The following is a 20,952-nucleotide window of genomic DNA, read 5'->3' as shown; positions in this document are numbered from 1 at the left end:
CCTGGCTACCGTTTCAAACGCCTTACAGCCGCCACGATCTTCTCAGCTGCGGTCGATACTTCATCGTGCGTATTGTGCCCCGAAAAGCTGAAACGTATGGCAGAGCGCACACGCTCCTCATCCAAAGCCATCGCTTCCAGCACATGCGACGGCTGCAGCGAACCGGACGTGCAGGCCGACCCGCTCGCCGCCATGATCCCGGCCATGTCGAGGTTCATCAGCAGCCGCTCGGCCGGCACCCCGAGAAACGAGACGTTTAAAATCGTCGGCAGGGCATCCGCCGGGGAATTGGTCACGACGGTGTCGCCCAGTTCCCTTTCAAACGCGGCGAGCATCTCATCGCGCAAAGAGCGAATCTTCGCCAGCTTGTCCGCCCGCTCCTCCACCGCACGTTCGATGGCGACGCCAAGCCCGACGATGCCCGGCAGATTTTCCGTGCCGCCGCGCAGTTTGCGCTCCTGCGAGCCGCCGTGCAGCAACGGCGCGAACTTGATCTGCGAGCGCACATAGAGCGCGCCGATCCCTTTCGGTCCATGCAGTTTGTGTCCGGACAAGGAGAGCAGATCGACTCCGAGCAGATCGACATCCAGTTCCAACGCACCGGCCGCCTGCACCGCGTCGCTGTGGAAATAGACACCGTGCTCCCTGGCCGCCTTTGCGATCTCTTGGATCGGCTGGATCGCGCCCGTCTCATTGTTGACCGTCATCACGGAGATCAGCACCGTATCCGGCCGGATCTCCGCTGCCACCGCTTCCGCCGACACCTTGCCGTCCGCCCCCGGCGACAGATAGGTCACCTCACAGCCGAGCTTTTCCAACCATTCGCAGGCGGTCAGCACCGCTTTATGCTCCATCGCCGTCGTGATCAGGTGCTTGCCTTTTTCCGGATTGCCCATCATCACGCCGATGATCGCCGCGTTGTCCGCCTCTGTGCCGCCGGAGGTGAACACGATCTCCGCCGGCTTGGCGTGAATCGCCTTCGCCACCTGCTCGCGGGCCCGCTCGATGGCGGCCCTTGCCGTCCTTCCCGCCTGATGAACACTGGACGGATTGCCATATACGTCATGCAAATAAGGCTCCATCGCCGCCCGCACTTCCGGTGCGACGGCGGTGGTCGCCGCATTGTCGAGGTAAATCACGTGCTGTGCCTCCTCCTGAGTATGCAAAAAATGGGCATGTCTGCACATACCCATTTTGCGCCGTTCCTTTAAATATAGAACATGATGTTCTCGCCGCCAAACTTTTTCTTTTCGACCAGGTCTTGCAGCGTGACGCTGTCCAGCACGTCGTTGATCGATTTGCGGACGCGCTCCCACAGCTCTTTCAGTTCTTCTTCCGGATCGTCGACGATGGTGATCGGGCCTTCGAGGACGCGGATGATGTCACCGACGGTGATCTCCTGCGGGTTTTTCGCCAGCACGTAGCCGCCGTATGCCCCCCGGATGCTACGCACGAGCCCTGCGTTGCGCAGCGGTGCGATCAGTTGCTCCAGATAATGTTCAGACAGGCTCTGACGTTCAGCGACCGACTTCAGCGAGACCGGCCCCTCCCCGTGGAACATGCCAAGGTCGATCATCAAGATCACGCCGTAACGGCCTTTAGTGGACAATTTCATGGCTTGCCTCTCTCCTCTCGACAAACGGGCGAAACACGCGAGTCGCCCACTTGATACCCCATTCGGTCGGATGGCCGACCGTCAGCGAGAACACGATGGTTCCCGCGCCGAGCGGCCCCCCGAGCAGATAGCCGGCCGCGACGGCCGACACTTCCAAGATCGTGCGCATCCAGCGGATTTTCATACCCGTTTTGGCATGCAACGTCAGCATCAGCCAGTCGCGCGGCCCTGCGCCGAGCTGGGCGGAGATATAGATACCCGCCCCGTAGCCGCAAAGCAACACGCCGACCGCAAACTCCATGATCCGCAGCACGAGCAGTTCCGGCTGTGGCACGACATCAAACATCAGATCGCTGTATAGGCCGACCATCAGAATATTGATCAAACAGCCGATCGTCGGCCAACTCCGCGCTTGCCAGCACGCAAAGAGCAGAATGACGAGGCCGACCACCTGCTGCGCCGTCCCGAACGACATCGCCGTGTGCAACGTCAGCCCGATGTGCAACACGTCCCACGGCGAAGCGCCGAGGTGAGCATGAACGACCGAGTTGATGCCCACCGCCATGATGAACAGCCCGAGATTCATCACGATCAGCCGACGCAAAAACAGCTTCCAGTCGGTGATCTGCCACGTATTTGGCGCGGGCGGTTTCGTATTGGTTTCCACTTGCACCGCTTATCCCCCGTTCCGTCTGCTGCGCCAGTGGTGCAGGCGCTCTGAGATGACTTGTTCATACCCGTTGCGGGTCGGCGCATAGAAAATGTGATCACCCAATCCTTCGGGCAGATATCGCTGTTCGACAAAATTCCCCGGGAAATCATGCGGGTACAAATACCCTTTCCCATGTCCCAATCGGGACGCTCCTTTGTAGTGCGCGTCGCGCAAATGCGGCGGCACTTCGGTTGAGGAGCCGTTTTGAATCATGGCCAGCGCTTGGTTGATGCCCATGTAGGCGGCGTTTGATTTCGGCGCGGTCGCGAGGTAGGTCGCAGCCTGTCCCAACACGATCCTTCCTTCCGGCATCCCGATCAACTCAATCGCTTGAAACGCCGACACGGCGATCTGCAGCGCGCGAGGATCGGCATTGCCAATGTCCTCGGAGGCGGAGATCACGAGGCGACGGGCGATAAATTTGGCGTCTTCGCCCGCGTCGATCATCTTCGCCAGCCAGTACAACGCACCGTCCGGGTCGGAACCGCGAATCGACTTGATAAACGCCGAGACGGTGTCGTAGTGCTGGTCGGCGTTTTTGTCGTAGCGCACGACGCGCCGCTGAATCGACTCGGCAGCGACGTCGAGCGTGAGGTGGATCACGCCGTTTGCGTCCGGACGCGTCGACAGCACCGACAGCTCCAGCGCGTTGTACATCCGCCGGGCATCCCCTTCCGCAAATCTGGCCAGGTGCTCCAGCGCTTCCTCGTCCGCGTCGACTCGGAAATGACCGAGCCCGCGGTCCGGCAGCTCCAACGCCCGTTTCGCCATTCGCACGAGGTCTTGCTCCGAATGCGGCTGCAGGCGGAAGATCTGCGAACGGGAGAGCAGGGCGGCGTTGACTTCGAAAAAGGGATTTTCAGTGGTGGCACCGATCAGGATGATCAGCCCTTCCTCGACGTGCGGGAGCAGAGCGTCCTGCTGCGATTTGTTGAAGCGATGGATCTCGTCGACGAACAGCACGGTGCGCTTTTGATACATCGAAAGAGCTTCCTTGGCCTCCTCGACCACCTTGCGGATGTCGGCGACACCGGCGGTGACGGCGTTGAGCGTGCGGAACGTCGACTCGGTGTGACCGGCGATGATCCGGGCGATCGTCGTCTTGCCGGTGCCGGGCGGACCGTAGAGAATCAGCGAGGTGAGCCGGTCCGTTTCGATGGCGCGGCGGAGCAGTTTGCCCGCACCGACCACTTCTTCCTGACCGATCAGCTCATCGAGCGACTGCGGGCGCATTCGGGCGGCAAGCGGAGCGTTTGCCCGTTGCTCTTCCTCCGCCTGCTGGCTGAACAGATCCACGATCAGGCGACCCCCTGCGCTCGACGCACGACGTTGGCGACTTTTTCAATCGCCGCCCGCACGTCCGCCTCCGACAGCATCATGTGCGTGACAAAGCGGATCAGACAGGGACCGAAGTCGGTCGCGATCACGCCTTCTTCCTTGAGAGCGGCCAAAAACTGCTCTTCATCAAGGCCGGTGCCTTTGATGTCAAAGATCACGATGTTCGTCTCCACCGTGTCGAGATCGATCTCGATGCCTTTGATCTCGGCGATGCCCTGAGCGAGAATTTTCGCATGGGCATGGTCTTCCGCCAGTCGCTCCACGTTTTCCGTCAGCGCGAGCAGACCCGGCGCCGCGATCACGCCGACTTGGCGCAGACCGCCGCCGAGGCGTTTGCGCCAGTGGCGGGCGACCTCGATAAACTCATGAGAGCCGGCAACCAGCGAGCCGATCGGTGCGCCAAGACCTTTGGACAAGCAGACCTGCACCGTGTCGACGTAGCGGGTAAAATCGGCGACCGGACGACCCGCAGCCACCGCCGCGTTGAACAGGCGCGCACCGTCGAGATGCACCGGCACCTGATGCGCCTGCGCGATCTCGTAGATCGCTTTCATATTTTCCACCGGGACGACCGTACCGCCCGCTTTGTTGTGCGTGTTTTCCAGGCAGATCAGGGACGTGCGCGGATGGTGGATGTTTTTCGTGCGGATCGCCTGACGCACCGCCTCCGGGTCCATCGCCCCTTTGCGCCCGTGGATCGTGTGCGTCTGCACACCGGCAAACGCCGCATGAGCGGCGGCTTCATAGAGGAAGATGTGCGAGGACGCTTCGAGGATCATCTCCTCGCCGGCCCGCGCTTGGGCGAGGATCGCCACTTGGTTGCCCTGCGTGCCCGAGGTCACAAACAGAGCCGCTTCTTTGCCGAGGATCGCCGCTGCCCGCTCTTCCAACTCGCGGACGGTCGGGTCCTCGCCATATACATCGTCGCCGACTGCCGCGTCAAACATCGCTTGACGCATCTTGTCGCTCGGCTTGGTCACAGTATCGCTGCGCAGATCAATGAACATATCGGGGTTCCTCATTTCCGAGAAAATTACTCTGCTTTTTATTATAAACGAATTTGATCAACAAAAAAAGACAGCGAGAACGTCCGCTGTCTTTTTTTGTATGTGCCTACAGCACCGTCAGGATCTGCGGGCCGTCTTTGGTGATGGCGATGGTGTGCTCATACTGGCAGGACAGCGAGCCGTCGACCGTGCGGGCCGTCCAACCGTCCGCGTCCACTTTGACGTGGTATTTGCCGATGTTGATCATCGGTTCGATGGTGAAGCACATGCCTTCGCGCAGGCGCGGACCACGGCCGGGCGGGCCGTAGTGCGGGACTTGCGGGTCTTCGTGCATCGAGCGGCCGATGCCGTGGCCGATGAAGTCGCGCACAACCGAGTAGCCGAGGCTCTCCGCGTACTTTTGGATCGCGTGGGAGCAGTCGCCGATGCGGTTGCCGACGATTGCCTGCTCGATGCCTTTGAACAGCGACTCGTGGGTGACTTCCATCAGTTTTTTCGCCTCGTCGGAGATCTGACCGACGCCGTAGCTCCAGGCGGAGTCGGCGTTGAGGCCGTCCAGCGTCGCGACCATGTCGATGGTGACGATGTCGCCTTCCTTCAGTTTGTATTTGGAAGGAAAGCCGTGGCAGACCACGTCGTTGACAGACGCGCATGTTGCGTATTCGTACCCGTGGTACCCGATCTGCGCCGGAATGGCGTTTTTGCTCTTCATATACTCGTGTACAAATTCGTTGATCTCCATCGTGGTGATGCCAGGCTTGATCATCTTGGCAATGCCTTCGTGGCACTGTGCGACGATTCGGCCCGCTTCACGCATGACGTCGATCTCAGATTGACTTTTGATTTCGATCAATAGGCTCACACTTTCCGTTTAAGATTTTTCTACAGACCACTATATCATATGTTTCTCCATGAAAAAACCGACTCTGAAGGATTTCAGAGCCGGTTTGTTGGTTGTGAGTCGAGAAACCCGCATGAGCCGTGTCACCTTGGTTTTGAACCTGCTCGCGCAGGTGGGTGGCTCGCTCCGGTCTCGCGGTTCCGCCTCGGCCTATAGCCGGCGGCATCCGCTCCTCCTAGAGACATCCGCCTCCCAAGGTACATAGTGTTGGATCAAAACACTAGAAGCGATCACGAACGTAGCAGATTTCTTGTTCCTATCCTAACACGTCAGACTTATGATTTGCAAGAAAATTCAGTTAGGTAGAAAGTCCTAATTCTTTGCCACCGCGTCGGACGCATCGACCGGCTCGGATTCTTCTGCCGTCGTCAGCGCTTTGCCGCTGAGACCGATGTGCAGTTGGTCGAGCTGCACGGCGGTCACCGGCGACGGAGCGGCGGTGAGCAGGTCGGACGCGGACGACGTTTTCGGGAAGGCGATGGTGTCGCGCAGCGACGAACGTCCGGTCATGATCATGATCATGCGGTCGAGGCCCAGCGCGATGCCGCCGTGCGGCGGGGTGCCGTATTCGAACGCGTCGAGCAGGAAGCCAAACTGCGCACGCGCTTCTTCCGCCGAGAAACCGAGCGTTTTAAACATCAGCTCTTGCACTTCGCGACGGAAGATCCGCATCGAGCCGCCGCCCAGTTCAAAGCCGTTGAGTGCAAGGTCATACGCTTTTGCACGGACGGCGCCCGGATCGGTCTCCATCAGATGCAGGTCTTCGTCCATCGGCGACGTGAACGGATGGTGCGCCGCCACGTAGCGGTTGGCCTCCTCGTCGAACTCCAGCAGCGGGAACTCGGTGACCCAGAGGAATTTAAACTCGCTTTCGTTGACGAGGCCGAGCTCTTTGGCGAGCTTTTGACGCAGTGCGCCCAAGGAATCCGCCACGACTTTCTTGCTGTCAGCGGCGAAGAGCAGCAGGTCGCCTTTTTGCGCGCCCGCCGTCTCGATGATGCGCGCCATCTCTTCTTCGGAGAAGAATTTGGCAATCGGTGACTTGACGCCTTCTTCCTGCACCGCGATCCATGCCATGCCTTTCGCACCGTATCGCTTGACGAACGCTTCCAGCTCGTCGATCTGCTTGCGAGAGTAGGTCGCGCAGCCCGGAGCGACGACGCATTTGACTTGACCGCCGTTTTCAATCGCCATGTTGAACACTTTGAAGCCGGAGCCGCGCACGACGTCGGTCAGGTCTTGCAGTTCAAGGCCAAAGCGGATGTCCGGTTTGTCAGAGCCGTAGCGGGCCATCGCTTCCGCATAGGTCATGCGCGGGAACGGACGCGGGATCTCGACGTTCAGCACCTTTTGGAACACGCCGGTGACCATCTCTTCCATCATCGTCAGGAACGTCTCCATCGACAGGAACGACTGCTCGATGTCGAGCTGGGTAAATTCCGGCTGACGGTCGGCGCGCAGGTCTTCGTCGCGGAAGCAGCGGGCGACTTGGTAGTATTTCTCAAAGCCGGACACCATCAGGAGCTGTTTGAACAGCTGCGGCGACTGCGGCAGCGCGTAGAACTCGCCCGGATGCACGCGAGACGGGACGAGATAGTCGCGCGCCCCTTCCGGCGTCGATTTGGTCAGCATCGGCGTTTCGACTTCGAGGAAGCCGTTGTCGTCGAGGTAGTCGCGCAGGAACTTGATCGCCTTGGAGCGCATGATGAAGATCTTTTGCATCTCCGGACGGCGCAGGTCGAGGTAGCGGTATTTCAGACGGAGGTTTTCATCGACGTCGACGTTGTCTTGGATGTAGAACGGCGTGTTTTTCGCCGCGTTGAGGATCTCGACTTTCGAGACTTTCACTTCGACTTCGCCGGTTTCGATCTTGGTGTTGACCGCTTTTTCGTCGCGGGCGTACACCTGACCTTCAACGGCGACAACAAACTCATTGCGCAGTTTGTTGCCCTGCTCCATCAGCGCTTCGTCAAATTCGCGGCCCATCGGTTCAAATACGACTTGGACATACCCGGAACGGTCGCGCAGATCGATGAAGATCAGCCCGCCGAGGTCGCGGCGGCGTTGCACCCACCCGGTCAAAATGACTTTCTGTCCGACATGCTCTTTGCGCAACTCGCCCGCTTGGTGCGTGCGGAAAAGCGTCTGCGCCTGATGCTGCTCGCTCATGATGTTGCCTCCTCTGAAAATGAGTGTTGTCTCTATTCCAACGTGCTCAGCAAGTGACTGGTCAACTCGTCGATCCCTACCGTCGATTGTTCGCCGGTCGCCATGTCTTTCACATTGGCGACGCCCTGCGCCAGTTCGTCATCGCCGAGGATGACGACGCGGCGGGCTTGCTGACGGTCGGCCGCTTTCATCTGCGCTTTCATGCTCTTGCCGAGATAGTCTTTGTCTGCCACGAGACCCGAGATACGGAACTCTTGCAGCAATGCCGACGTCGCCTTTTGCGCCGCTTCGCCGAGCGAGACGAGGAACACGTCAAGGCCGGTCGGGATATCAGGCGTCACCTGTTGCGTGTTCAACGCGATCAGGCAGCGCTCGACGCCAAACGCAAAGCCGATCCCCGGCGATTCCGGGCCGCCGACCTGCTCGACGAGGCCGTTGTAGCGGCCGCCGCCGCCGATGGTCGAGCCGGACTCGATGATCTCAAACGCGGTCTGCGTGTAGTAGTCGAGGCCGCGCACCATGCGCGGGTTGACTTTGTACTCGACGCCGAAGGAATCGAGATACTCGCACAGCGCCTTGAAGTGCTCCGCATCCGCTTCGACGAGGTGGTCGAGCATGTACGGCGCGTCTTGGGTCAGCCCTTTGCAGGTGTCGACTTTGCAGTCGAGGATGCGCATCGGGTTTTTGTCAAAGCGGGTCTGGCAGTCTTTGCACAGTTGCTCTTTGACCGGGGTCAGGTGTTCACGCAGGATGTCGCGGTAGTGCGTGCGGCTGTCCGGCGAGCCGACCGAGTTGATCTCCAAGGACAGATCTTGCAGGCCAATCTCGTGCAGGAACGTCATCGCCAGCGCGATCACTTCCGCGTCGACAGCCGGGTCGTTCACGCCGAGCACCTCGACGCCGAACTGGTGGAACTGGCGGTAGCGGCCGGACTGCGGACGCTCATAGCGGAACATCGGTCCGATGTAGAACAATTTTTGCGGAGCCGGTTGCGCGTACAGTTTGTTTTCCGTGTAGGCGCGGGTGACAGCCGCCGTGCCTTCCGGGCGCAACGTCAGCGAGCGTTCACCGCGGTCTTCAAACGTGTACATCTCTTTTTGGACGATGTCGGTCGTGTCGCCCACGCCGCGCTGGAACAACTCCGTGTGTTCAAAGATCGGCGTGCGAATCTCTTTTACGTTAAAGCGGCGGCAGACTTCTCTTGCCGTCTCTTCGACAAATTGCCACTTCTCGACGTCGCCTGGCAGAATGTCGTTGGTCCCGCGTGGTCGGTTGATCAACATGATTGGGTACGCCTCCTCGATATCATTCCAGAAAAAATACAAAAAGCTCCCGTCGCTAGCGAATGAATCTACGCTAGGGACGAGAGCTGTTGGTTCCCGTGGTGCCACCCTACTTGAAGCGGTGTATGTGCGATGCACAGACACAGCTTCCACTTTTGGCCGGTTAACGCCCGGTATACGCCGCCTCTTTTGCAGGCGGTCCTCCCGGGTGTCTCTTCGTCAAGGTGCGCTAGAGAGATGCTTGCAGCCACGGCATCTCCTCTCTGACTAGGCAGTGCTTCACTACTGGGCCCGTTCATCGGATGGAATCTTCGGTTGAAGTTACAGGTTATCTTACTCAGGCAAAGATCGTCTGTCAAGTCTATTTTGCCCATTTCCCCGCCATACAATCAGCGGCACCGCCCCGAGCAACAACAAAAGTCCGCCCGTGCCGGCAAATCCCATCGAAACGGCGACGCCCCCCAGCACCGCACCCGTCCACAGCGAGGACAGCGACTCGGAGCCAAACGACGCCGTCGCCCAGATGCTCTGGACGGCCGACATGCGGTGCATCGGCATCGTCTGCTGCAGGTAGGTCGTCACCGGGATGTCGGTCATAAAATGGGCAAACCCGGTCAGCAACACCAGCGCAAACGCCAGCCACAGCGGCGGCGCGGTCGCGAGCACGGCATACGACAATCCGTACACCGCCCACCCGACGGAGATCATCGCCACCAGCGGCAGTCGGGACAGTTTTTTCATCAGGGCGGCGGAGAGAAACATGCCGATGGAGTAAAAGGCCATGAGCAGTCCGTACACATCGCCTTCGCCGCCGAGCGTCTCCCCGGCGAGCAGCGGCAGGCCGATCTTGATCATCCCGGCCGAGACGAGCAGCCCGAGCGACGACAACAAAATGGCCGCCGTCGCCATGCGGTTTTTTCCGATCTCCCGCCCGGCAAGGCCGATATCCCGGAGGATGCTACCCGCCGTTTTTTCACTCGGCACGGACGCCTTCGTGCGCAGGAAATACACCGTCACCGCCGACAGAAAGAAACTCGCCCCGTTAATCCCGAGCACCAGATCGGGCCGCTCCGTCGCCATCAGCAGACCGCCGAGCGTCATGCCGCCGACTTTGCAGATGCGCTTCGCCGCTTCCGAGAGCGAATTGGCGAGCAGCAGGTCTTCGCGCGGCAGCATGTGCGGCAGGATCGCCCGCATCGACGGGTGGAAAAACGACCGCGCCACCGTCAGCACGACCGCCACCGCGCACACTTCCCACACCGACAGCCCGCCCGTCAAATAGCGGGCGAGCAGATACAGCACCGCCAGCCCCCGCACCACGTCGCTGACCAGCATCGTCAGCCTGCGGTCCAGCCGGTCGGCATACGCCCCTGCAAACAGCCCGCAGATCAGAAACGGCAAGCTCTGCGAGATCGCCAGCCATCCCAGCGCGGCGGGCGATCCCGTCATTCGATAGACCAGCCAGACGATGCCGACCTCATAGATCGCATCGCCGAGCTGGGAGAGCACCTGCCCGGAAAACAGCATCCGGTACTCGCGGTGCAACAACAGATCCCGGTATCTCATCCCGCTCCCCTCCCGTCAGCGAGCAAATCGTTTCAACACCGGCAGACGCTTCATCTCCTCGTTCGAGATCCCTTTCAGCAGGATCATCAAGGTCCCGAACACGACCGCGCCCACCGCTCCGCCGATCATCACCAGCACCAGCGAGTGAATGCGCGGCCACGGAATGATCACCTCGACCGGAATCCACGTCACCATCCAGACGACCACGCCCATCAAAAGCGACGCAAACATCGGCTTCAACAGCAGATCGCTGACCGGCAGCGGCGTGTCGCCCAAGCGACGCACCGAGAAGAAGTTCAAGAGCGACGACAAGATATAGCCGCAGACCGACGCGATCGCCGCGCCGAAGATGCCGTATTCCGGCACCAGCAGCAGGTTCAATACCAGCTTTGCCCCCAGCCCGATAAACATATTTCGCACCGGCAGATACATAAAGCCCATCGCCTGCAAGATATAGGTCGTGACCAATTCATATGACGAGAAGATCGCCATAAACGACACCATCGCGATGGTGTCGGCCCCCTTCAGATCTTCAAACAGCGCAATGTCGATCGGACCTGCCAGCACAAAGATGCCGACCGACGTCGGAAATGCAAAGAACGAAGTCAATCGAAACGCCGTCATCACCCGCGAGTTGCGCAGGGCCGTATTTTTCGCGGCAATCGCCTCGGCAATCGCCGGCATGATCGACAGCCCGACCCCGGTCGCCAGTGCCAACGGCAGCGCGATCAGCCGCAGCGCGCGGCCGGTAAAAACGCCGTACTCCGCCGTCGCCGCATCGTTGGTCATCTGAAATCCGCTCATGAGCAACTTCGTGATCGTAAAGCTGTCCACCGCTTGCGACAGCGGCAGGACGAGCGACGAGAGCGTGATCGGGATCGAATATTTCAAGATCGTCCGCATCACCGACTTGGTCGGCTCCGTCGCGTCGCGGATGTAGCGCTTTTTGTGCTCCCGGCGAATCTTCACCACGTGCCGGGCCAAGAACACCAAGCTCGCCACCGCACCCAGCACCGCCGAGAACGTCGCGACGGCAGCCGTCACGCGCTGCGAACCGTCGAGCAGCACCGCCGCCACCCAGACGCCGAACAAGATCGCCGTCGAACGCACCAGTTGTTCGACGACCTGTGAGTTGCCGGAGATCGCCATCATCTGATTGCCTTGAATGTAGCCGCGCATCGCTGCGAGCAGCGGCACGATCAAGAGCGAGAAGGACAGAGCGCGGATCGCCGTCGACGCGGCGTAGTTGCCCATCCAGATCGCCAGCCAGCCGCCCATCGCGAACATGATCACAAAGATGATCAGACCCGCGAGCGTCAGATACCGCGCCCCGACGCGGTAGATCTGATCCGCTCCGGCAAAATCATGTCTGGCCAGCCGCTCCGAGATCAGCTTGGACATCGCCAGCGGGAACCCCGCCGTCGCGACCTGCAGCATCACCACATAGATCGCATAGGCGTATTGGTACAAACCGAGCGTGCCGTCCCCCGCCATGTTCTGAAACGGCACCATGTAGATCACGCCGAGGATTTTGGCGACCAACCCCGCCATCGCCAATGAAAACGCCCCGGCGACCACTCCCTTTTTTGTTGCTGAAGACATATTTTGTTCCCCACTTATGTAGTTGATAGCGAGCCTTTACAGCCTAACCACCAGTTTACCACAAAAAAAACCCCCGTCCTAGACAGGACGGGGTGCGGCGTCTGAACTCGGTGTGAACACTTCGCGCAGAGCTTTGAGCTTTTTCTCGATCATCGCATCCACGTTGTCCACATAGGCTTTCGGTTCTTTGGCGTTGTAGACGTGCTTGAGGTGACCGCCGCCGTGGTACAGTTTGGTCGACGCGCCGCCGCCCAAACCGATGATCGTCTGACGCTCCTCCATGATGCAGACGTTGTAGACCGACTCTTTGCCCGGCATCGCGTACCCGATATTTTCCAAGTTGCCGAGGATGTCTTTGGAGCGGTAGACGTAGTACGGGTGATAGCCTAAGCCCCGCGCCCACTCGTTCGTCTCGCGCATCATCTGACGCACGACCGGCGTTGACGGAATGCCCGCCGTCTCGCGCTCTTTGTTGAGCACGGCGGTGCGTTTGAATTGGAGCGTGTGCACCGTGACCGAGTCGGGCATCAACGCTTCCAGCCGCTCGCGGGTGTAGCGCACATCCTCGACTGTTTCGTTCGGCAGGCCGATGATCATGTCCATGTTGATGTTTTCAAATCCGGCCTCGCGCACCATATGAAATCGCTTATCCACGATGTCCGGCGTATGACCGCGGCCGATCGTCTTCAGCGTTTCCGCTTTGAACGTCTGCGGGTTGACGGTGATCCGGTTGACCCCGTACTTACGCATCACCTCGACGCGCTCCGGCGTGATCGTGTCCGGGCGGCCCGCTTCGACGGTAAACTCACGCCATTTGTCCGAGTCCGGGATGTGGCGGTACAACGCCTCCATCACGCGGGTCAGTTCCGGCGCCATCAGCGACGTCGGCGTGCCGCCGCCGAGGTAAATGCTGGTGACCGGGATGTGATGCTCCTGCAGGAAGCCGCCGATCGCCACAAATTCCTTTTCCATCGCATCGAGGAACGACGGCGCATACGTCGCCTTGTCCTCCATCGAGTACGCCGGGAACGTGCAGTACGCGCAGTGCGTCGGGCAGAACGGGATGCCGATGTAGATGCTGACTTCCTTGTCGATCCGATACAGATCCGGCACCGTCTTGGCCTGCGCCGCTTCGATCTCCAGCAGCAGTTCCACGCGGTCCGGCGTGATCCGAAATTCATCGATCAGGCGATGGCCGATCTCGGCGTCGCTTTTGCCTTCCTCGCGCATCATGTGCACGAGCTTGAGCGGGCGCACGCCGGACAGAATGCCCCACGGCTGCCCTTCGCCCGTCGCGTCGGCCAGCACGTCATGAAGCACGCGCAGCACAGCCTGTCTGCCTCGGCGCACGCGCTCCGGCTCGTCCGCTCCTGCGAGGATCGGCTTGCGGTAGCGGCTCTGGTACCGCTGTCCGTTCCGCTTGTCGATCAGTTCCGCACAGGCGTCGATATAGTCATGACCTTGCTCCTCAATGCGGCAGCGAATATGTAAAGCGACCTCGTCTTGCTCCTCAAACGTAACTTCGTCCTCTTCGAAGAACAAATACACGAGCCGCTCGGTGTCACTCTGGTAATTCGGGTTGCCAGGGTCTAGAAACATCCGCATCTGGCCTTCACCTCCAGATTCCAGTGTACTGATTCGCTACCGGACCGTCCACCTTTTTTCACCGTGTCAGACTCTCAACGGCGCAGGCGGGCTTTCATCTCCTGCACCTCGCGCGACGTCAGCGAAAACTCCGTGCCGAGCTCCACATCTTCCAGGTAGGCCGACTTTTGCAGAAAGTCGTGAAAGTCGACGTTCAAAAGCCGTTTATTCGTAAACGAGGCGATCTGTTGCTCCAACGTTTTGCGCATTGAAAAACTCCTCCTCCGTGTCGCTTTTTGTACCCTTCTATCCTTCCCTGTCGAGCAGGAAAAAAACGGTGTCGAGGGGGAGGATTTTTAAAAAATCAGGGCGAATAGGAGCCCTCACAAAAACGTGGAGAACGATCCAGTTGCGGAGGTGGAACTGTGCGTTTTCGCAAGAGTTGGCTGAGTGTCCTCATCTGTTTGACCGTGCTGTTTTCTCTCGTCGCCTATGCGTTTGCCGCAGACGGCGAACGGTTTGTCCGCGTCACCGCCTACGATGTGAACATCCGGGCCGGCGCTTCGACCGAACATCCGGTGATCGGGCGGGCCGACTACGGCGACTCCCTGATCGCGATCACTTCGGAAAACGGGTGGTATCAAGTCCGATTTGGCAAAGAGCAGACCGGGTGGATTCACGCCTCGCTGGTCAAGGAAGGGAGCCGTTTTCAAACGGCCAATCCGAGCATCCAGATCGCCGTCGCCAACACCGCAGACGTCAACGTGCGCGGCGGAGCGAGCACCTCCTACGATGTGATCACCGTGATCGGTCCCGGCACCGCCTATCCGCTGCTTCAGACCAGCGGCGACTGGGTGCAGATCCGTTTGCCGGGCGAGCGCACCGGCTGGGTCTCCCGCGCGCTGGTCGACGTCACCGAGCAAAAGGCCCGGCCTGCCGCAGAAGAAGAGCAAAAGAAGGCGACCGTCACCGCCGATCTGCTGCACGTGCGCCAGACCGCCTCACTGGACGGCGCCATCGTCGGCAAATTGAGCCAAAACGCGCTCGTCAAAGTGACGGGCACGGCGGACGGCTGGTCGCAGATCGAATTTGCAGCCGCTTCGGAGCAGGTGATCAAAGGCTACGTCCGCACCGAATACCTCCGCCTCCCGAACATCCCGGCTCCGAACGCCTCGCAGCCACCGGGCGTTTCCGGCCCGCAGGTCAAACTGCTGGAGAACGCCAACATTCGCAGCGGTCCGGGGACTAACTACGTAATCCTGCAGACGGGCACCTCCGGCGCGACCTTCCCGCTGACCGGACGCAGCGGTCAGTGGCAGGAGATCGAGTTGACAGACGGTCGCCGGGCGTGGGTGGCCGGGTGGCTGACCGAAGCGTCGGGCGACCTGTCCGGGGTCCCGGAGCGCGGTCACACGCTGGACAGTGAACTGAGGGGGCGGACCATCGTGCTCGACGCCGGGCACGGCGGCATCGACGTCGGAGCCATCGGGCGCACGAGCGGCGTGCAGGAAAAGGACCTCAATCTGTCGCTGACCCGCATTCTCTACAACAAACTGCTCGCCACCGGGGCGAACGTGATCCTGACGCGTCCGGACGACCGCTTTCTCGGGTTGGACGAGCGGGTCGCCGTCTCCGAGCAACGGCAGGCGGACGCGTTTGTCTCCCTGCATTTCAACACGCATCAAGACGCGGCTCTGTCCGGTTCGATGACGTTCTACTACAACCAAGACGGCGAGGATCATCGGCTCGCCAAACTGATCCAAACGGAGCTGACCCAAACTCTCGGCCTTCCCGATCTCGGAGCGCGGTTTGGCGACTACTACGTCCTCCGGGAAAATTCGCAGCCTGCCGTCCTCGTCGAGGCGGCCTTCCTCACCCACCCCGGCGACGAACAGACCGCCCAAGACGCCGCCGCCCAAGAACGAGCAGCCGAGGGCATCTTCCGAGCTCTCGTGACCTTCCTGCAAACGCAAAAACCGTCCTGATTTCTCGCAGAGAGCCGGAATGTCCAGGTCTGCGCTCCGCCCTTGCATGCAAAAACGTCCTGACTCTCGCAGAGAGCCGGAATGTCCAGGTCTGCGTTCCGCCCTTGCATGCAAAAACGTCCTGACTCTCGCAGAGAGCCGGAATGTCCAGGTCTCCGTTCCGCCCTTGCATGCAAAAACGTCCTGACTCTCGAGAGAGCCAGGACGTTTTGTTTGTGGTTCCTTACTTGTCCATCGCTTCTAGCTGTTCGAGGAACAGCGGGTTGAGGACCTTGATGTAGGTGCCTTTCATCCCGAGCGAGCGGGACTCGATGACGCCTGCGGACTCCAGTTTGCGGATCGCGTTGACGATGACCGAACGGGTGATGCCGACGCGGTCTGCGATCTTCGATGCGACGAGCAGACCTTCGGAGCCTTCCAGCTCTTTGAAGATGTGCTGAATCGCCTCTTGCTCGGAGAACGACAGCGACTCCAGCGCCATCATCACCATCGCGCGCTGACGAGCCTTCTCGTGGATCTCCTCTTGCTCGGAGCGGATGATCTCCATCCCGACAACCGTCGCGCCGTACTCGGACAGGATCAAGTCCTCATCGGCAAACTGGTTGTTGAGACGCGCCAGCACCAACGTGCCAAGGCGCGTGCCGCCGCCGATGATCGGAACGATGGTGATATTTTTCTTCTTGAACACCTCGTTCTCTTCCGCCGAGAAGACGTAGAACGGTTCTTTGTTTTCCACGTTCTTCACCGTCTCGCTGTGCTTGAGCAGGCTCTCGTTGAACGTGCCCGGGAAGCGCTGATCCACCGTCATGATCTGGTTCCATTCCAGAGTCAGCTCATACTCGGCGAGACCGAAGCCGAGGATTTTGCCCGTTCTGCTGACCACGTAAACGTTCGAATCGACCATGTCGCTGAGCAACTTCGCCAACTCCATGAAATCCACGCCGTTCGCAGCCGACTTTTGTAACAATCTGTTAAAGCGCTGTATCTTCTCCAACAATACCATGGGTTCACCTGCTATCTATTCTTTGAATTGATTGATTCTAACCGCGTGACAACCATATATACATTATTCCAACTTGTGAGCCATTTCAAGCATGCCCATGTAAAACTACGCAAATATCACAGAAATGTAACATTTCGATAGTTTGCATGCAATGCTCGATTTATGCGAAAACTCAACATTCGCTAGGATTGCCCAAGGGCAAATGGTTTCATTCATCACGCCCCCAAAAAGTGGCACTTTTTCAACTGGAAACAATTCTGATAATTCCAGACTCCATTTACTATAACAGGAACCTACAGACTTTGCAATTCTCCGACATTAAAATTATGTAACATTTTTCACAGCGGCACCATGAAAAAAGCGATGTGCCAATGGCCATCGCTTTTTTAAAAGAATGAGATTCACATCTCATTGTACTATGTAGTTTTCATAGCAAAAATTAGTATACTAGCAACGATCTCCATTGTCAACAAATTGTTTCCTGATTTGTGCTACACTGGGGAGATGGGAGGGATCGTTCATGGAAACCCGCACTTCGAGACGAGCTCTGCGCCTCCTGCTTTTTTGGGGCAGCGCAGGCATCGGGCTGCTCGTCATCGACTTGATCTTCATACAGACAAACCTGTCTCTGCCGTCCGGTACGCCAGCCTCACCGCCGCCCTTTGCCCTCACAGTCGCCCAGACGCTCAACCTGCTCCTGCTGGCGTTCCCAGCCCTGGGCTTCTACACCCTCGCCAAAGGTCGCGTCACCACGAAGGCTCCTTTTGTGCTCGGCGGCGCGACACTCCTCGCCGCCTGGCTCTCCGGCGGCGGCTCCCTGCCCGCCCTGCTCCAAGGCGCCGTGTACGGCCTTGGAGTGCTCGGCATCGCACAACTCTTTTACGGAGGCCGTGCGCCGTCGACGGGTCAGGCTTATCGCAGTGATCTGTACACCACTGCGACACCTGCACAGCCCGATCTCAGTTCGGCGGTTGACGGACCGCTTCGCCTGCGGGCTCTGCTCGCTTCGCCTGTTCGGATCCTCGCAGGCTACGGGGCGTTTGGCGTGCACCTTGGCATTGGCTTGCTCTTTCTCTGGATCGCGACTTGGTTCGGTGCGACCGGCGACGACAGCACGCTGCGTGACCGGATCGCAGCCAGCCCTTGGCCGTGGTTGTTGCCGCTGGTGATCGGACTGACTGCCGCGATCTTCGAAGAACTGGTCTTTCGAAAATGGCTCAGCACCTTTCTTTGCCGCTTCACTCGCTCCACAGTCGTGATCGCCTTTCTGTCCTCGTCGCTCTGGTCGCTGACCCATTTGCAATACAGCGTGTCGCCGTGGTATCTGCGCATTGTCGAGATCGCTCTCTTCGCAGGTCCCGTCTCCTACTGGCTCTACAAACGATACGGTCTGACCGCCGCCATCCTCGGCCATTTTCTTTACAACGCCTTTTTGGTCTGCTGCGCCATCGTGCAAACGCAGGGCTTGCAGTCCGCCTGGGTCTTCCTGACGCTGCTGCTCCCTTTGCTGTTTCTCTTGCACCGGGACTTTCGACCTGCACCGCCAAAATAAAAACGCCTCCTGCCGTGCGCAGAGAGGCGTTTTTTCCTATTTGTTACTTCACCGCAATCCGGTTCGGATGCTCCGCCGTGATCTCGCCGATCACCGCAGCCGCCGCGATGCCGCGTTCGTGCAGCTTGGCCACGAGCGCGTCCGCTTCCGCAGCCGGAACGGACAGCAACAGGCCGCCGGCCGTCACCGCGTCGCAGAGGATGATCCGCATTTCTTGGTCGACATCGCCAAAGTCAACGTCGTTCTGCACCCATTCCAAATTGCGCAGCGTGCCGCCCGGATAGATCTTTTGATCTACATAGTCCCGGGTCTCCGGTAATACCGGAACGGCTGCGCTGTCCAGCACAAGACCTACGCCCGCACCCTTTGCCATCTCCAGCGCATGGCCGATCAGACCAAACCCGGTGACGTCCGTACAGGCGTTGACGGTAAATTCTTTCGCCGTCTCCGCCGGAATTTTGTTCAGCGCCGCCATCGTCTCTTCCGCGAGACGAGTCGCTTCTTGCGAAGCTTTCGCGCGCTTGATCGCCGTCGTGATGATGCCGACGCCGATCGGTTTGGTCAAGATCAGCTTGTCGCCAGGCTGAGCCCCCGCGTTCGTCCAGACCTTGTCCGGGTGAACGATGCCGGTGACCGCCATGCCAAATTTCGGGTCGGTGTCGTCGATGGAGTGCCCGCCGACGATCAACGCCCCTGCTTCCGCGACCTTGTCCGCCCCGCCGCGCAGGATGTCGGCGAGGATCTTTTTGTCCAGCTTCGAGATCGGGAAGCCGACGATGTTCAACACCGTCAGCGGCGTCCCGCCCATCGCATACACGTCAGACAGCGCGTTCGCCGCCGCAATCGCCCCGAACATATACGGGTCATCGACGATCGGGGTGAAATAGTCGACCGTCTGCACCAGCGCGGTCTCGTCGTTGATCTTATAGACACCCGCATCGTCAGACGTATCGATGCCAACGATTAAGTTGGCGTTGGGAACCTCAGATTTCGGTAGATGACGCAAAACTTGCGCCAGGTCGGCCGGGCCGATTTTGCAGCCTCAGCCCGCTTTTTCGCTCAACAGGGTCAGGCGGATCGCGTCGCTTGGCGTCAGCGCATCACCCGAGTCGGTCGCTGGCGTCACGGACGCTTTTGACGACTGCATCGATCTCTCTTGGGAAGATTGTTCGGACATCGAAATGCAGAGCCTCCTTTTTAAATGTCGTCATCACCGGCATCGGCACATGACGCAGTTGATGTTCGAGTTCGGTCAATGACAGATGGCGGCTCCTCACCGTCACATGCCACGTCGGCAGTTCCTCGGTCGGTAGCGAACCGCCGCCGACCTGCGACAGGCCGTGCTCGATCTCCACCACGGCCCGCTCGCCGAACACACCGGCAAGCCCCGCCGCCAGCCGCTCCGCTTCCGGACGCAGCTCCTCCGCCGTGCGCAGGAGCATCCAGACGGTCGGCACCTCGCGCTTGGCTTTCTCCTCGTCGAGGTAGAGGCGCAGCGTCGCTTCGAGGGCGGCGAGGGTGAGTTTGTCCACGCGTAAAGCGCGAGTCATCTGATTCTTCTTGAGACGCTTGATGTATTCCTGCTTTCCGACGATGATTCCGGCCTGTGCGCCTCCCAGTAGCTTGTCCCCGGAAAAGGAAACGATGTCCACTCCGGCACGCACGCTCTCCCCGACCGTCGGTTCATCGCCAATGCCGTGACGGCGCAGATCGACCAGCGAGCCGCTGCCGAGGTCTTCAAACACCGGCACGCCACGCGCGTGCGACAGTGCGACCAGTTCATGCAGCTCCGGCTGATGCGTAAACCCGACGATCCGGAAATTGCTCGTATGCACGCGCAGCACCAGGCCCGTCTCGTCGTCTATGGCGCGTTCGTAGTCGTAGTCGTGCGTCTTGTTCGTCGTCCCGACTTCGACCAGCGTCGCGCCGCTCGCCCGCATCACCTCCGAGACGCGGAACGACCCGCCGATCTCGACCAGTTGGCCGCGCGAGAGGATGACCTTTTTCCCCTTCGCCATCTCGGTGAGGATCAGCAGGACGGCAGCCGCGTTGTTATTGACGACCAGAGCGGCCTCCGCCCCTGTCAGCTCGCAGATCAGTTCCTCGACATGAGCATAGCGGGAGCCGCGTTCGCCGGTGGCGAGATTGAGTTCGAGGTTGGTGTAGCCTCTCGCCGTCTCCTCGATCGCCTTCACCGCCGCCTCGGCCAGCGGGGCGCGACCGAGATTGGTGTGCAGCACGACGCCGGTGGCGTTGATCACCGGGCGATAGTTCGCTGCAAACTGCCGCTTCACTCTCTCGGCCACCGCTTGCGCCAAGGCGTCGGGGGTGAGGTCGATCTGCATCTCGCCCGCGAGAATCCGCTCCCGAGCCGCTTGAATGACATCGCCCGCGACCTTGCTGATCCATTTATGAGAATACTGCCCTGCCAGCTCCAGGCACAGCGGATGATCCAACACCCGATGCACCGCCGGCAAGCTTCGCAACAATTCTGAGCGCAAATCTTTTGCCAACACCGACCACTCCTTTTTCTTCCACACCTCTCTATTCTAGCTAATTTGGGCGCGGCTTAACATGTTCTTGGCATATCTTTCAGAAAAAGGGCATAGAAAATGAGAGACTGCTAGATTTCAGA

Annotated in this window: 17 protein-coding genes, 1 other RNA gene and 1 other annotated feature; of the genes, 2 read left to right on the top strand and 16 right to left on the bottom strand. The window is 59.7% G+C overall.

Annotated features, from left to right (window positions below):
- Positions 1–5: 5 nt before the first annotated feature.
- The 13 genes from OS242_RS10195 to OS242_RS10135 form a co-directional block, all read right to left on the bottom strand.
- The gene (locus OS242_RS10195) at positions 6–1,187 is read right to left on the bottom strand and encodes a cysteine desulfurase family protein (protein WP_323372936.1); all 1,182 of its coding nucleotides are present in this window, start codon (positions 1,185–1,187) and stop codon (positions 6–8) included.
- Positions 1,188–1,207: 20 nt separating this feature from the next.
- Entirely contained in the window at positions 1,208–1,615 is a 408-nt protein-coding gene (gene cymR, locus OS242_RS10190) for a cysteine metabolism transcriptional regulator CymR (protein ID WP_267151579.1), read from the bottom strand.
- Positions 1,599–2,288: a YczE/YyaS/YitT family protein gene (locus OS242_RS10185; RefSeq protein WP_267151578.1), complete on the bottom strand. Its 690-nt coding sequence runs from the start codon at positions 2,286–2,288 to the stop codon at positions 1,599–1,601. Before OS242_RS10185 ends, cymR begins: the two co-directional genes overlap by 17 nt.
- Before the next feature lie 3 nt (positions 2,289–2,291).
- Entirely contained in the window at positions 2,292–3,623 is a 1,332-nt protein-coding gene (locus OS242_RS10180) for a replication-associated recombination protein A (RefSeq protein ID WP_267151577.1), read from the bottom strand.
- A 2-nt stretch (positions 3,624–3,625) separates the two neighbouring features.
- Positions 3,626–4,672 carry a threonine aldolase family protein gene (locus OS242_RS10175; protein ID WP_267151576.1) on the bottom strand — a complete coding sequence of 349 codons (1,047 nt, stop codon included), beginning with the start codon at positions 4,670–4,672 and terminating at the stop codon, positions 3,626–3,628.
- Between the two features lie 106 nt (positions 4,673–4,778).
- Positions 4,779–5,525, bottom strand: a complete 747-nt coding sequence (gene map, locus OS242_RS10170) for a type I methionyl aminopeptidase (RefSeq protein ID WP_267151575.1) — start codon at positions 5,523–5,525, stop codon at positions 4,779–4,781.
- 110 nt (positions 5,526–5,635) lie between these two features.
- Positions 5,636–5,824: non-coding RNA, 6S RNA (gene ssrS, locus OS242_RS10165), on the bottom strand.
- A gap of 61 nt (positions 5,825–5,885) precedes the next feature.
- Positions 5,886–7,742 (bottom strand): aspartate--tRNA ligase, encoded by a 1,857-nt coding sequence (gene aspS / locus OS242_RS10160; protein WP_267151574.1) that lies wholly within the window; start codon positions 7,740–7,742, stop codon positions 5,886–5,888.
- Between the two features lie 32 nt (positions 7,743–7,774).
- The gene (gene hisS / locus OS242_RS10155; protein ID WP_267151573.1) at positions 7,775–9,025 is read right to left on the bottom strand and encodes a histidine--tRNA ligase; all 1,251 of its coding nucleotides are present in this window, start codon (positions 9,023–9,025) and stop codon (positions 7,775–7,777) included.
- A gap of 72 nt (positions 9,026–9,097) precedes the next feature.
- Positions 9,098–9,333: a binding site (T-box leader), on the bottom strand.
- Positions 9,334–9,358: 25 nt separating this feature from the next.
- Positions 9,359–10,591, bottom strand: coding sequence for an MFS transporter (locus OS242_RS10150; RefSeq protein ID WP_267151572.1), 1,233 nt, complete (start codon positions 10,589–10,591; stop codon positions 9,359–9,361).
- 15 nt (positions 10,592–10,606) lie between these two features.
- Complete coding sequence (locus OS242_RS10145) at positions 10,607–12,193, bottom strand: putative polysaccharide biosynthesis protein (protein ID WP_267151571.1); 1,587 nt, start codon at positions 12,191–12,193, stop codon at positions 10,607–10,609.
- 78 nt (positions 12,194–12,271) lie between these two features.
- Positions 12,272–13,798 (bottom strand): coproporphyrinogen dehydrogenase HemZ, encoded by a 1,527-nt coding sequence (hemZ, locus tag OS242_RS10140; RefSeq protein WP_267151570.1) that lies wholly within the window; start codon positions 13,796–13,798, stop codon positions 12,272–12,274.
- Between the two features lie 74 nt (positions 13,799–13,872).
- Complete coding sequence (locus tag OS242_RS10135; protein ID WP_267151569.1) at positions 13,873–14,046, bottom strand: hypothetical protein; 174 nt, start codon at positions 14,044–14,046, stop codon at positions 13,873–13,875.
- A gap of 156 nt (positions 14,047–14,202) precedes the next feature.
- Between OS242_RS10135 and OS242_RS10130 the strand changes: the two genes are divergently transcribed.
- Positions 14,203–15,762, top strand: coding sequence for an N-acetylmuramoyl-L-alanine amidase (locus OS242_RS10130; protein WP_267151568.1), 1,560 nt, complete (start codon positions 14,203–14,205; stop codon positions 15,760–15,762).
- A 223-nt stretch (positions 15,763–15,985) separates the two neighbouring features.
- Here the strand turns inward: OS242_RS10130 and codY are convergent, their stop codons facing one another.
- Entirely contained in the window at positions 15,986–16,765 is a 780-nt protein-coding gene (gene codY, locus OS242_RS10125; protein ID WP_267151567.1) for a GTP-sensing pleiotropic transcriptional regulator CodY, read from the bottom strand.
- 520 nt (positions 16,766–17,285) lie between these two features.
- Here codY and OS242_RS10120 point away from each other — a divergent pair.
- Positions 17,286–18,317 carry a CPBP family intramembrane glutamic endopeptidase gene (locus OS242_RS10120; RefSeq protein WP_267151566.1) on the top strand — a complete coding sequence of 344 codons (1,032 nt, stop codon included), beginning with the start codon at positions 17,286–17,288 and terminating at the stop codon, positions 18,315–18,317.
- Between the two features lie 43 nt (positions 18,318–18,360).
- Here OS242_RS10120 and selD read toward each other — a convergent pair whose 3' ends face one another.
- On the bottom strand, positions 18,361–19,413 hold the full coding sequence (gene selD / locus OS242_RS10115; RefSeq protein ID WP_267151749.1) for a selenide, water dikinase SelD: 1,053 nt from the start codon (positions 19,411–19,413) through the stop codon (positions 18,361–18,363).
- A gap of 4 nt (positions 19,414–19,417) precedes the next feature.
- Positions 19,418–20,830: an L-seryl-tRNA(Sec) selenium transferase gene (gene selA / locus OS242_RS10110; protein WP_407702110.1), complete on the bottom strand. Its 1,413-nt coding sequence runs from the start codon at positions 20,828–20,830 to the stop codon at positions 19,418–19,420.
- Between the last annotated feature and the right edge of the window lie 122 nt (positions 20,831–20,952).

The organism is Tumebacillus lacus, assembly GCF_026410385.1.
Lineage (GTDB): Bacteria > Bacillota > Bacilli > Tumebacillales > Tumebacillaceae > Tumebacillus > Tumebacillus lacus.
This window is presented reverse-complemented; position numbering and strand designations above follow the sequence as displayed.

Excerpts from the sequence above, each read along its gene's own strand:
- OS242_RS10195 (WP_323372936.1), bottom strand. The coding sequence starts at position 1,187 with ATGTGCAGACATGCCCATTTTTTGCATACTCAGGAGGAGGCACAGCAC.
- cymR (WP_267151579.1), bottom strand. The coding sequence starts at position 1,615 with ATGAAATTGTCCACTAAAGGCCGTTACGGCGTGATCTTGATGATCGAC.
- OS242_RS10175 (WP_267151576.1), bottom strand. The coding sequence starts at position 4,672 with ATGTTCATTGATCTGCGCAGCGATACTGTGACCAAGCCGAGCGACAAG.
- aspS (WP_267151574.1), bottom strand. The coding sequence starts at position 7,742 with ATGAGCGAGCAGCATCAGGCGCAGACGCTTTTCCGCACGCACCAAGCG.
- hisS (WP_267151573.1), bottom strand. The coding sequence starts at position 9,025 with ATGTTGATCAACCGACCACGCGGGACCAACGACATTCTGCCAGGCGAC.
- OS242_RS10150 (WP_267151572.1), bottom strand. The coding sequence starts at position 10,591 with ATGAGATACCGGGATCTGTTGTTGCACCGCGAGTACCGGATGCTGTTT.
- OS242_RS10145 (WP_267151571.1), bottom strand. The coding sequence starts at position 12,193 with ATGTCTTCAGCAACAAAAAAGGGAGTGGTCGCCGGGGCGTTTTCATTG.
- hemZ (WP_267151570.1), bottom strand. The coding sequence starts at position 13,798 with ATGCGGATGTTTCTAGACCCTGGCAACCCGAATTACCAGAGTGACACC.
- OS242_RS10135 (WP_267151569.1), bottom strand. The coding sequence starts at position 14,046 with ATGCGCAAAACGTTGGAGCAACAGATCGCCTCGTTTACGAATAAACGG.
- codY (WP_267151567.1), bottom strand. The coding sequence starts at position 16,765 with ATGGTATTGTTGGAGAAGATACAGCGCTTTAACAGATTGTTACAAAAG.
- OS242_RS10120 (WP_267151566.1), top strand. The coding sequence starts at position 17,286 with ATGGAAACCCGCACTTCGAGACGAGCTCTGCGCCTCCTGCTTTTTTGG.